This is a genomic window from Bradyrhizobium sp. SZCCHNS3002 (genome assembly GCF_032377435.1).
Taxonomy (GTDB): Bacteria; Pseudomonadota; Alphaproteobacteria; order Rhizobiales; family Xanthobacteraceae; genus Bradyrhizobium.
Genome location: NZ_JAUHHY010000007.1, coordinates 387,289 through 398,428, shown reverse-complemented (window position 1 = coordinate 398,428; position 11,140 = coordinate 387,289). Strand labels below are relative to the sequence as shown.

At 66.2% G+C, this 11,140-nt stretch carries 12 protein-coding genes; 9 read left to right on the top strand and 3 right to left on the bottom strand.

The features are described 5' to 3' along the window. The coding region (locus tag QW845_RS17875) for a hypothetical protein (protein ID WP_315802856.1) at nucleotides 1–483 on the top strand (483 nt) is incomplete at its 5' end. A 309-nt stretch (nucleotides 484–792) separates the two neighbouring features. Here QW845_RS17875 and QW845_RS17870 read toward each other — a convergent pair. Further along, the gene (locus tag QW845_RS17870; RefSeq protein WP_409997932.1) at nucleotides 793–1,446 is read right to left on the bottom strand and encodes a DUF1007 family protein; all 654 of its coding nucleotides are present in this window, start codon (nucleotides 1,444–1,446) and stop codon (nucleotides 793–795) included. A 221-nt stretch (nucleotides 1,447–1,667) separates the two neighbouring features. Next, on the bottom strand, nucleotides 1,668–2,111 hold the full coding sequence (locus QW845_RS17865; protein ID WP_315802855.1) for a CBS domain-containing protein: 444 nt from the start codon (nucleotides 2,109–2,111) through the stop codon (nucleotides 1,668–1,670). Between the two features lie 683 nt (nucleotides 2,112–2,794). On the opposite strand from QW845_RS17865, the gene QW845_RS17860 reads away from it, so the two are divergent. Next, nucleotides 2,795–3,316: a protein phosphatase CheZ gene (locus QW845_RS17860; protein WP_315802854.1), complete on the top strand. Its 522-nt coding sequence runs from the start codon at nucleotides 2,795–2,797 to the stop codon at nucleotides 3,314–3,316. Nucleotides 3,317–3,489: 173 nt separating this feature from the next. Here QW845_RS17860 and QW845_RS17855 read toward each other — a convergent pair whose 3' ends face one another. Further along, nucleotides 3,490–4,824, bottom strand: a complete 1,335-nt coding sequence (locus QW845_RS17855) for a dihydroorotase (RefSeq protein WP_315802882.1) — start codon at nucleotides 4,822–4,824, stop codon at nucleotides 3,490–3,492. A gap of 198 nt (nucleotides 4,825–5,022) precedes the next feature. On the opposite strand from QW845_RS17855, the gene QW845_RS17850 reads away from it, so the two are divergent. The 7 genes from QW845_RS17850 (at nucleotide 5,023) to QW845_RS17820 (ending at nucleotide 11,139) form a co-directional block, all read left to right on the top strand. Then, nucleotides 5,023–5,907: a folate-binding protein gene (locus QW845_RS17850; protein ID WP_315802853.1), complete on the top strand. Its 885-nt coding sequence runs from the start codon at nucleotides 5,023–5,025 to the stop codon at nucleotides 5,905–5,907. 9 nt (nucleotides 5,908–5,916) lie between these two features. After that, entirely contained in the window at nucleotides 5,917–6,546 is a 630-nt protein-coding gene (locus tag QW845_RS17845) for a DNA-3-methyladenine glycosylase I (RefSeq protein WP_315802852.1), read from the top strand. Then, nucleotides 6,543–7,160 (top strand): HD family hydrolase, encoded by a 618-nt coding sequence (locus tag QW845_RS17840; protein WP_315802851.1) that lies wholly within the window; start codon nucleotides 6,543–6,545, stop codon nucleotides 7,158–7,160. Before QW845_RS17845 ends, QW845_RS17840 begins: the two co-directional genes overlap by 4 nt. Before the next feature lies 1 nt (nucleotide 7,161). Next, a complete protein-coding gene (locus tag QW845_RS17835) occupies nucleotides 7,162–7,401 on the top strand; it encodes a hypothetical protein (RefSeq protein WP_315802850.1) in 240 nt (79 codons plus the stop codon). Further along, complete coding sequence (locus tag QW845_RS17830; RefSeq protein WP_315802849.1) at nucleotides 7,398–7,646, top strand: hypothetical protein; 249 nt, start codon at nucleotides 7,398–7,400, stop codon at nucleotides 7,644–7,646. Before QW845_RS17835 ends, QW845_RS17830 begins: the two co-directional genes overlap by 4 nt. 116 nt (nucleotides 7,647–7,762) lie before the next feature. Beyond that, the gene (locus tag QW845_RS17825) at nucleotides 7,763–8,269 is read left to right on the top strand and encodes a tyrosine phosphatase family protein (RefSeq protein WP_315802848.1); all 507 of its coding nucleotides are present in this window, start codon (nucleotides 7,763–7,765) and stop codon (nucleotides 8,267–8,269) included. 188 nt (nucleotides 8,270–8,457) lie between these two features. Beyond that, nucleotides 8,458–11,139, top strand: coding sequence for a DUF2339 domain-containing protein (locus QW845_RS17820; RefSeq protein ID WP_315802847.1), 2,682 nt, complete (start codon nucleotides 8,458–8,460; stop codon nucleotides 11,137–11,139). Nucleotide 11,140 lies beyond the last annotated feature (1 nt).

The window sequence follows — 11,140 nt, the reverse complement described above, 5'->3', positions numbered from 1 at the left end:
CTTGGAGGCTTTCGGACGCCGGCCGCCCGAATATGCCGCGCCGTCAATCATGCGGCCGGCATCCGAAACCCTTCACAAATGCCGACTTGTGCTCGTCTCGATTCAGGTCGATTCCAGTCAGCGACAATTTGGGGAATCGAGACCTCGATGTGGCAGCCATTTGTTCAAGGACGAACGATCGGACAATCCGGTTCAGAGGCGGGTGTCATTCTGCTCGATGAGGAACACTGTGAGGGGGCTAGGATCACCCTCGAACGTGACGGCGGGGTTGCGCCGTTCGCGATCACCTGCGGCATATACGGTTGGATGGTGCACACTCGCTTTTTCTCCGAAAAGGAGGATGCGCGTCGAGCCTACGAAGACATGAAGCAAGCGCTTGACGTCATCGTTCAATCCATACCTTTCAAGAGCGACCCGGACTACGACACGAAGATGAAGGCCACCACGCGAGCGATCGGAGAATTTGTGGAGCTCTTTCCGTGATACTCTCTAGCGACCGCGCGTCGGGTTTGGGTCAAAGACTGAAAATCTCATGCCGAGCAAATTTCTTCTGCACAACCTCGAATAACCGACATGGCACGGCCCTGACGGCTCTCTCTGCCGGGCCATGGGTTGTCCTTCTGAAACGGGTCGGCGCCACGGTCGGTGTATCCCAGATAACTGCCGACTTGCCGCAGTGCCGCAAGTCGCCAGCCATGGGCCATATGCGGAAATCGAACTTGCGCCGTGACCTTTCATCTTTGCGCTGGAGCGCCACGCATCACGGGCAGCGGCGGGCACGGACGAGTGGCATCATCGGCATTCCACCATGATCTTGTTCTCGAACAGCAGGCCGATACTGACGTTCGCGCCGCCCTCCTTAAAGGAGTCCTCGCTCGCACCCTGCGCCATCTTGCGGTCGCGATCGTCGCCCATCGGCCGGCCTAGCCACGCCTCGCAGCTGGCGGGGGCACCCACGAGCTTGGCCGGATGGTCCTTTGCCATCTGAAAATCGATGAAGTAGGAAGGATCAACTATCTCAAGGAGAAAGGTTTTCGACTTTACAGGCGTCTTCAGTGGCAGCGTGAAATGAAGAGTGAGGCGGCCGTCCGTGTAGTCGAGGAAATAATCGATTGGCGCTTCAAACGTGAGCTTCTCGGTTACCTTCAGAGATGTAAAGTAAGCGTGTTCCTTCAGCATCTCGATGTTAATTTGCGCCAGCGGCTGTAGCTCCTCGCGGGTATAGGCGCCCTTGGTCTCGATACCCAGCAGCGCGTGCCTGGAGAACATGTCGTCGAAGGTCCAGGCGTGTCGTACGCCGGTGACCGAGCCATCGGCCGCATAGACCAGTTCGCTTGTTGACGTGACCCAAATATGAGGATGGGCCTCCGCCGCGCTGCCGCTGACCAGGAGCGCGCTGGTGAACAGCGCAAGTGCCGCCGATCTGAAGTACCTGAGCAGACGCACGTTATGGCTCCGAGAATGTTGAATACGACTGGCACATCAGAGGTACCAATTGTCGTCTATCATGTTGCGCCGCCCATGTCGCCTTCGGGTCACAAGCGGCCGACCGGCGTCCCGGACACCTGCTTACGGTTGCGCATCGGAAGCAGACCTTCACGCGAGCTGGCGACCGGGCCCGTGACGGACCAAGCAGAGGTGGAGGGCAACGACACCGGGTTCGTCCGTCAGCCGCCGGGGCCGTCCTTCATGATGTAGCCCATCAGGTCGTCCACGTCGTGCTCCAGATCCCGGATGATGTTCTTGACCACGTCTCCGATCGAGATCACGCCCACGACCTTGCCCGCGTCAAGCACGGGCAGATGGCGAAAACCACGCTGCGACATCATGGCCATGCAACTGTCCAGCCGGTGGTCCGGCCTGACCGTCACCGGGTTGGCCGTCATCACCTGGCTGACCGGCGTCTGCTTCGCATCGAGCCCGGGCAGCAGCACCTTGATGGCGCAGTCCCCCTGCGTCACGATGCCGACCAGCACGCCGTCATCGATGACCAGCACCGACCGGACCCGGTTGTCGCGCATCTTGCGCAAGGCTTCGACGACCATGTCGCCGGAACGAACATGGATCACGGCGCTACTCTTCTGGGCCAGCGCGCTTCTTACTATGCTCATCGACGTCCCCTCGTGGACCCCTGTCGTGCCCCGCCTTGATGGTCCGCCTCGAAGGATAGTCGAATTGCCTGGCCGCGTCAGCACCGCTGCCGAGGCCGAGCGCCGGCCCGTGAACCGAACGACGTCTGGGTAAGGGGCGGCCTCTTGATCCCTGGGGATTGCAGACGCCGGGGCCTACCAAGAGGGTGGAACCGTCGGGTGCCGCCCAAATTGCTGCTCGGCAAGCGTATGTCGATCGACCCTGGCGGTCAGGTGGACAGCGGTGGCGTACCGCAGCTCCTCCCCCACGTCCGCATCGCCCCTGGCGGCGGACATTCGCCTTCATTGGCCGAGCCCCACGCGCTCATTCAGGCTCGAAGGCAGTCGTAGCGCTGGGATCCGACAGCGGACGAGGAACTGCCCAACGGCAGCCCTTGGCAGCCATGTCGCGTCCGAAACCCTTCACCATTTGAAGGCTTCTGACGTCAATGAAAATGCGCTCTTAACGAAATCAGGGAAAGATGGGGAGCTAGTCTTCACCTCGCTGACCGCGGTACCTTTTCGAGCTCAAGGGGACTCTCGATAGCCGTGTCGCGAGCTGGTCCCGCAGAACCGAAATCCCTTGCCTGAAGGGCAGACCGGGGCTCGTAGCTGTCGCGTGAAGAATTAGTAAGGAAACGTTAAGGAAGAGTCGGGGATTTCGGATGATTGCGCCAGAAGAAGAGAGGATGCTGAAAACGCTCCTGGTCGAGATGTTCGCCCACATCAACAGCATGCGGCGGGAATTCGCAGCTCTTCAAGGCGACAGCAAGAACAACTTCGCGACGATGGCGGACACCCTCGACGCGATCGTCGAGAATACGGAGGTGGCCGGGAACGCGATCCTCGAAAGCATGGAGACGATCGGCACCAGCGTCACGAAGTTGCAGAAGGTCAAGGACCCGACGGCCGCAGCGGTTTGCGACGAGATCCTCGACAGCTCGAACAAGGTGTTCGAGGCGTGCGCGTTTCAGGACCTCACCGGGCAGCGGATCACGCGCGTAGTCAAGTCGTTGAAGTTCATGGAGGACCACATCAACAGGCTGGTCCGGATGTGGGGAAAAGAGGAACTGGCCCGGCTCGCCGCCGAGGTCGCCGCCCCAAGCACCGAGCCGGACTTGCTGGAGGGCCCGAAGCGGGTGGGCGTGGCGATTTCGCAAGACGATATCGACAAGCTGTTTGCTTGAACGGCCTCGGATGTCGCGGGCCAACGATCAGATCGGGCGGCGCAGCTCAGCCAATCTCGCAGCCCGGACGAACGCAGCGACCGGGCTATGCGCCCTCTCCCCTTAAGGGGAGCGGGCGCTGCATCTGGCGTCTGGCAGCCCGTCATAGCGGAGCAAACTAGCACGCAGCGCCGTTACGGCCGCAGCGTCTCCATGAAGCTGACAGGCTCGCCCGTGGCCGGCGTCAGCAGCTCGCCCTGCCACATCACGCGTTGACCGCGCACGAAGGTGCCGACCGGCCAGCCGGTGACGCGCACACCATCATACGGCGTCCAGCCGGCTTTCGAGGCAACCCATTCGTGGGTGATGGTCTCGCTGCGCTTGAGGTCCACGATGGTCAGATCGGCGTCGTAGCCGGCGGCGATGCGGCCCTTGCGGGCGATGTTGTAGATGCGGGCGGGGCCGGCGCTGGTGAGGTCGACGAAACGCTGCAGCGACAGCCGGCCGGCATTGACGTGGTCGAGCATGATGGGCACCAGGGTCTGCACGCCGGTCATGCCGGAGGGCGAGGCCGGATAGGTCTTGGACTTCTCCTCGGCGGTGTGCGGCGCGTGGTCGGAGCCGAGGATGTCGACGATGCCCTGATGGACGCCCCACCAGATCACGTCGCGATGATCGGCCGAGCGCACCGGCGGATTCATCTGCGCATAGGTGCCGAGCCGCTCGTAGCACTCGGGCGCGGCCAGGGTGAGATGGTGCGGCGTCGCCTCGACGGTGGCGACGTCCTTGTGGTCGCGCAGGTACACGATCTCCTCCTTGGTGGAGATGTGCAGCACGTGAATGCGCTTGCCGGTCTCGTGCGCGAGATTGACGAGACGCTGCGTGGCGCGCAGCGCCGCCTCCTCGTCGCGCCAGACGGGGTGCGAGCGCGGATCGTTCTCGACGCGCAGGTCCTTGCGCTCGTTGAGGCGGTACTCGTCCTCGGCGTGGAACGCGGCACGGCGGCGGATCACCTGGAAGATGCGGCGCAGGCTGTCGTCGTCCTCGACCAGCAGCGAGCCGGTGGAGGAGCCGACGAACACCTTGACGCCGGCGCAGCCCTCGGCGCGCTCCAGCACGGGGAGCTGCTCGACATTCTCGCGGGTGCCGCCGATGAAGAAGGCGAAGTCGCAATGCATGCGATGGCGGCCGGCTTCGACCTTGGCGGTGAACGCCTCCTCGGTCACCGTCAGCGGATTGGTGTTGGGCATCTCGAACACGGCGGTGACGCCGCCCATCACGGCGCTGCGCGAGCCGGTTTCGAGGTCCTCCTTGTGAGTGAGGCCAGGCTCGCGGAAATGCACCTGGGTGTCGATCACGCCGGGCAGCACGTGCAGGCCGGTGCAGTCGATGATCTCGGCGGCCGAGGCGGCGCCGAGATTGCCGATCTCGACGATGCGCCCGGCGGAGATGCCGACGTCGCGGACACCCTCGCCGTCCTGATTGACCACGGTGCCGGATTTCAGAATGACGTCGAACCGCGCGCTCATGAAGCCCTCATAGGATTTCATTCTCCTGACAACCCCAAGACAGATCGATCATGCTGCGCGCCTGCCCATTTGCTGGCCTCCGGCGGCACGCGAGTCCCGATCTTTAGAATGAAGCCACCGCGCGGCGGCGTTTCAGCCTTGTGGTTTATGCCAGGGCGGCTTACGTTTCAGTGCGGCCTGTCGCAAGAGGTTTTTCGAATGAAGGCGACGTTTCTCGACGACCGGGGCGTGGTCCAGGTCAGCGGCGAGGATGCACGCAAGTTCCTCAACGGTCTCTTCACCACCGATGTCACCAAGCTCCAGCCGGGTGAGGCCCGGTTTGGCGCGCTGCTGACGCCGCAGGGCAAGATCATCGTTGATTTCCTGGTGGCGCAGGTGGCGGCGGCCGACGCCGGCGAGCGCTTCCTGCTCGACTGTCCGCGCGCGCTCGCACAGGCGCTCACCGACAAGCTGAATCTCTACAAGCTCAGGGCCAAGGTTGCGGTCAGCAATCTGTCCGACCAGGTCGGCGTGATCGCGGTCTGGGATGGCGCCATCGGCGCCACGCCGGAGCCGAGCTTCGCCGACCCGCGTCACGAGAGCCTCGGCGCACGCGTCATTGCGCCGCAGGAGGCGCTGGCGGAGATCGCCGCGCGGCTCGGCGCCGAGCACGTCGATTCCGCCGCCTATGAAGCGCATCGCATCGACTGCAGCGTGCCGCGCGGCGGCCTCGACTTCATGTATGGCGACGCCTTCCCGCACGAGACCAACATGGACCGGCTGCACGGCGTCGACGTCGGCAAGGGCTGCTATGTCGGCCAGGAGGTCGTGAGCCGCATGCATCATCGCGGCACCACGCGCACACGCGCGGCGAAGGTGCTGCTCGACGGGCCGGGTCCGGAGCCCGGCACGCCGATTCTGGCCGGCGACAAGACCGTCGGCACGATGGGCTCGGCCGCCGCGCAGAAGGGCATGGCGCTACTGCGCATCGACCGCGCCGCCGAGGCATTGGAGGCGGGAACGCCGCTCACCGCGGGCGGCCTCGTTCTGCGCATCGCCGATCCCGACGCGCTGCAGGGCGCGCCCAAGCAGACGGTCGCCTGAGCCGGTCTCATGGGTCGCGCTGCTGTCGTCCATCCCGATGGCCTGACGCGCTGCCCGTGGCCGGGCAGCGATCCGCTCTATGTCGCCTATCACGACACCGAATGGGGCGTGCCGGAATATGACGACCGCGCGCTGTATGAGAAGCTGATCCTCGACGGCTTCCAGGCCGGGCTGTCGTGGATCACGATCCTGCGCAAGCGCGACAATTTCCGCCGCGCCTTCGATGATTTCCAGCCGGAGAAGATCGCGCGCTACTCCGACAAGAAGATCCACGCGCTGATGAACGATGCCGGCATCGTCCGCAACCGCGCCAAGATCGAAGGCACGATTCTCAGCGCGAAATCCTGGCTCGACATCCAGGACAAGGGTCCCGGCTTCTCCAAGCTGCTGTGGGGCTTCGTGGACGGCGCGCCCAAGGTCAACACGTTCAAGACCACCGCCAGCGTGCCGGCCTCGACGCCGCTGTCGATCAAGATCTCCAAGGAGCTGTCGTCGCGCGGCTTCAAGTTCGTCGGGCCGACGATCGTCTACGCCTTCATGCAGGCGACCGGCATGGTCAACGACCATCTCGTCACCTGCTTCTGCCACGAGACCTGCAGCGGCAAGCGCCGCGCCCCGCGCCTCAAGCCTCCCAAATGACGACTGACAAGGCCCCGAGCGGGCACGACCGCGTCTGGCAGCGCATGCTGTCCGGCCGGCGGCTCAACCTGATCGATCCCTCGCCGCTCGATGTCGAGATCGCCGACATCGCCCATGGGCTCGCGCGCGTCGCGCGCTGGAACGGCCAGACCACCGGCGCGCACATCTTCTCGGTCGCGCAGCACACGCTGCTGGTCGAGACGGTGATGCGCGCGCGCAAGCCCAACATCGATGCGAAGCTGCGGCTCGCCGCGCTGCTGCACGACGCGCCGGAATACGTCATCGGCGACATGATCTCGCCGTTCAAGGCGGTGCTCGGCGGCAGCTACAAATCGGTCGAGAAGCGGCTGCTCGGGGCGATCCACATCCGCTTCGGCCTGCCGGCCGAGATTGCCCCCGAGATCGAGCGCCAGATCAAGGCGGCCGACCGCGGCGCCGCTTTTCTGGAGGCGACGCGCCTCGCCGGTTTCTCGGACAGCGAGGCGAAGAAGCTGTTCGGCCGCGATCCCGGCCTGCCGGACGCCACCGTGACCGACTATCTGACGCCCTGGAGCGCGGCCAAGGCCGAGAAGCGGTTCCTGACTCGCTTCAATACGGTGCTGGGGGCGTGCTGAGATGCCGCTGACGCCCGAAGAGCGCCAGAACGAGCGCCTGAAGCTGCTGGCCAATTGGGCCAACACGCTGGCGACCGCGATCGTTTCGGTCGGCGTTTTCGTGCCGATTGGACAGGAAATCTATGGCTTCCTGCCGCAAAATACCGACCCGACGCTGATCTATGTGTCGGCCCCGGTTTGCTTCATGGCCGGTTTGATCCTACATTTGGTGGGGCAATGGGTCCTTGGAGGGCTCCGATGACGATGGGCCAGATCTATGCGTTGAGCATGCCGCTCGCGGTGGCCGCGATGGTGGCGCTGTACGCTCTCATCCTGCGGCGTCCGTGGGCAGAGACGGGCGCTCGACAGCCGGTCCATTCATCACAGGCACGGCGTGAGGGTCTGCGCGACGGTCTCGTGGACCACATCGAGCGGCTCAACGCGGAGATCGAGGGCAAGGCCCATCTGGTTCGCCAGGAGCTGCGGCAGCTCAAGAACACGCGCTGAGGGCTGTCGGCGCACACATGCGCCAGCCCGACGGCAGACATCCAAAACGCGCTTTTGCAAAACGCGCTTTTGCCCTTGTGCCCCCATTCGTATAATCGGGCGTTCAAAGGCTCGCCATGATCCACGTCTGCTCACTCGCCGCCCTGCCCGAGACCGTGCGCCTGACCGGCGCCAGCCACGTGCTGACCATCATGGCCAATGTCGAGCAGGTGCGGCGGCCGGAGACCATCCGCCCCGAGAACCATCTGCGGGTCTCGGTCGACGACATCACCGAGCAGCTGCCGGGCTTCATGGCGCCGAGCGAGGATCACGTCGCCCAGGTGCTGGAGTTCGTGCGCGGCTGGGATCGTGCGGCGCCGCTGGTGATCCACTGCTATGCCGGCATCAGCCGCTCCACCGCGAGCGCCTTCGCCGCGGCCTGCGCGCTCAACCCCCATCGCGACGAGCTCGATATCGCCTGGGCGATCCGGCAGGCCTCGCCGATCGCCTCGCCGAACCGGCTGATCGTCAGCCTGGCCGACAGGGCGCTGGGCCGCAACGGCCGCATGGTGCGCGCGCTGGACGCGATCGGGCCCGGCGCCATGATGGTCGACAGCGCGCCGTTCCGGATCGATCTGGACTGAGTTGCGGCGCTGCGTAGCCGCATACCGGCGCGCTTTGAACTTATGTTCCGCGGTTTGACACAGAGGGAACGACGGCCATCGTGCGGCCCGCCGGGGCCGTTGGCCGATTCGCCGGGGTCCGCAAGGGCTCGCAGCTTCCCTCCACCCGTGACGCCTCCCGGCGGCATCGATTTCAGGATTTCCGCGTGATGTTCGATTGGCCCCTGGATTGGATCGCCCTGCTGGTGGCGTTCGCGGCGCTCGCCTTCGCGCGACGGACGTCCGACCGATTGGCCGAGGTGCAGGCACGGCTGGCCAAGCTCGAGGCCGCCCCCCCGATCGCGGCCGCGCCGGTGGTCGCGCCGCCGCTCAGCCCGCTTCAGGAGCCCGCTGAAGCCCCGCCAATGCCGCCTCCATTGCCGGAGCTGACCGAGCCTGCTCTCCAGCCCGCGGCGCTGGCGAGCGACGCAGCGGCCGATCAGCCGCCGCTCGTGTCCCCACCACCCGTGCCGCAGCCCGCGGCCGGCTTCGAGGAGCGCATCGGCACCCGCTGGGTGGTGTGGATCGGCGGGCTGACCCTGGCGCTCGGCGGCTTCTTCATGGTGCGCTACTCGATCGAGGCCGGCCTCGTCGGCCCCGAGGTGCGCGTCGCGCTCGGCGCGCTGTTTGCGGCCGCGCTGCTCGCGGCCGGCGAATGGACGCGGCGCAGGGAGAGCATCTCGCAGATCGCGGCGCTGCCGATCGCCAACATCCCGGCGATCCTCACCGCGGCCGGCACGGCGGTCGCCTTCGCCACCATCTACGCGGCCTACGCACTCTACGACTTCCTGCCGCCCGCGATCGCCTTCGTGCTGCTCGGCGTGGTCGCGCTGGGCACGCTGGCGGCGGCGCTGCTGCACGGCCCGGCGCTGGCCGGGCTCGGCCTCGTCGCGGCATTCACGACGCCGGTGCTGGTGTCGACCGGCGAGCCGAACTACTGGGCGCTCTACATCTACCTCGCCATCGTCACCGCAGCCGCGTTCGCGCTGGCGCGCGTGCGGCTGTGGCGCTGGCTCGCGATGACCACGATCGGGCTGTCGTTCCTGTGGACCCTGCCCGGACTCGACGCGGGCATCGAGACGGTGGCGCCGCACGTCTTCCATGTCGTCACCGGCCTTGCACTGGCCGCGCTGATCGTGGTCTGCGGCTTCATGTTCGGGCCCGCAGCCGACAATGACGAGGTCGAGCCGATCTCGTCAGTGGGGCTCGCCGTCTATCTGCTCGGCGCCATGCTGGTTGTGCTCGCGAGCTTCCATGACGGCCTGGCGCTGATCGGCTTCACGCTGCTGGTCGCGGCCACGCTGGCGGTCGCCTGGCGCGCGCCGAGCGCAGCCGGCGCGGTGGCCGCCGCCGCTGCGACCGTGTTCCTCGTGTTCGCCGAATGGGCGCTGCGCGACAATCCGGACCTGCTGGTGCTGCCCGGCGGCGCGCTGCCGGGAATGGGACCGAACCCGCTCGGCGCATCGGTCACCTCGCATCTGGTCACGGCGGCAATCTTCGCGCTCGGCTTCGGCGGCGCCGGCTTCCTCGCGCAGGGACGCTCGCACAACGCCGCCGTGCCGGTGGTGTGGTCGGCGGCCGGCGTGTTCACGCCGCTGGCGCTGCTGGTCGCGCTCTACGCGCGCATCGCCCATCTCGACCGCTCGATCCCGTTCGCGATCGTCGCCGTCGTGCTCGCCGCCGCGTTTGCCGTCGCCACCGAGGCGCTGACGCGGCGCGAGGAGCGTCCCGGCCTCGGTGTCTCGATCGCGCTGTTCGCGACCGGCACGCTGGCCGCGCTGGCGCTGGCGCTGACCTTCGCGCTGGAAAAAGGCTGGCTGACGATCGCGCTGGCGCTGATGTCGCTCGGCACCGCCTGGATCTACGAGAGCCGGCCGATCCCATTCCTGCGCACGCTCGCGGCCGTCTTTGCCGGGCTCGTGGTGCTGCGCATCGGCCATGATCCGCGCATCGTCGGCGCCGATGTCGGCACCACGCCGATCTTCAACTGGCTGCTGTGGGGCTATGGCGTTCCGGCGGCGTCGTTCTGGGGCGCGAGCTATCTGATGCGCCGCCACGGCGACGACGCCCCCTTACGGGCGGTGGAGGCCGCCGCGATCCTGTTCACGACCCTGCTCGCCTTCCTGGAGATCCGCCACGCCGTCAATGACGGCGACATGCTGGCGGTGCCGTCGCTCGCCGAGATCGGCCTCGACGTCTGCGTGGCCCTGGCGCTGGCGATCGGCCTGGAGCGGCTGCGGGAGCGCAGCGGCAGCATCGTGCACAACATCGGCGCCGTGATCCTCGCCGGATTCGCCGGCGGCGCCACCGTGCTCGGTCTGCTGATGTTCGAGAACCCGATGATCTCGGATGTCGCGATCAAGGGCGGCCTGCTCAACATCCTGATCCTGGCCTATGCCTTCCCGGCGGTGCTGATGCTGCTGCTGTCCTACGCGGTCGCAGGCCGCCGTCCGCCCGGCTACGGCAATACGCTGGCCGCGGGCGCGCTGATCCTGGCGCTGTCCTATGTCAGCCTCGAGATCCGCCGGATCTATCACGGCCCCGATCTGACGGCAGGGCCGACCAGCGCCGCCGAGCAGTACACCTATTCGATCGCCTGGCTCGCCTTCGGCGTGGTGCTGCTCGGGATCGGACTCATCGTGCAGTCGCAGCGCGCGCGTCTGGCGTCCGCCATCGTGATCGCGCTGACGATCCTGAAGGCGTTCCTGGTCGACATGTCGGCGCTGACCGGCGTGTGGCGCGCACTGTCGTTCATCGGACTCGGCCTGGTGCTGGTCGCGATCGGCTGGCTGTACCAGAAGGTGCTGTTCCGGCGGCAGCAGCAGGCGCCGCCTGCTCAGCCGGCGCAGTGAC

What these genes read in the sequence shown, in the direction of transcription:
- QW845_RS17825 (WP_315802848.1), top strand. Translation starts at nt 7,763, where the DNA reads ATGATCCACGTCTGCTCACTCGCCGCCCTGCCCGAGACCGTGCGCCTG.
- QW845_RS17840 (WP_315802851.1), top strand. Translation starts at nt 6,543, where the DNA reads ATGACGACTGACAAGGCCCCGAGCGGGCACGACCGCGTCTGGCAGCGC.
- QW845_RS17830 (WP_315802849.1), top strand. Translation starts at nt 7,398, where the DNA reads ATGACGATGGGCCAGATCTATGCGTTGAGCATGCCGCTCGCGGTGGCC.
- QW845_RS17850 (WP_315802853.1), top strand. Translation starts at nt 5,023, where the DNA reads ATGAAGGCGACGTTTCTCGACGACCGGGGCGTGGTCCAGGTCAGCGGC.
- QW845_RS17820 (WP_315802847.1), top strand. Translation starts at nt 8,458, where the DNA reads ATGTTCGATTGGCCCCTGGATTGGATCGCCCTGCTGGTGGCGTTCGCG.
- QW845_RS17860 (WP_315802854.1), top strand. Translation starts at nt 2,795, where the DNA reads ATGATTGCGCCAGAAGAAGAGAGGATGCTGAAAACGCTCCTGGTCGAG.
- QW845_RS17855 (WP_315802882.1), bottom strand. Translation starts at nt 4,824, where the DNA reads ATGAGCGCGCGGTTCGACGTCATTCTGAAATCCGGCACCGTGGTCAAT.
- QW845_RS17865 (WP_315802855.1), bottom strand. Translation starts at nt 2,111, where the DNA reads ATGAGCATAGTAAGAAGCGCGCTGGCCCAGAAGAGTAGCGCCGTGATC.
- QW845_RS17835 (WP_315802850.1), top strand. Translation starts at nt 7,162, where the DNA reads ATGCCGCTGACGCCCGAAGAGCGCCAGAACGAGCGCCTGAAGCTGCTG.
- QW845_RS17845 (WP_315802852.1), top strand. Translation starts at nt 5,917, where the DNA reads ATGGGTCGCGCTGCTGTCGTCCATCCCGATGGCCTGACGCGCTGCCCG.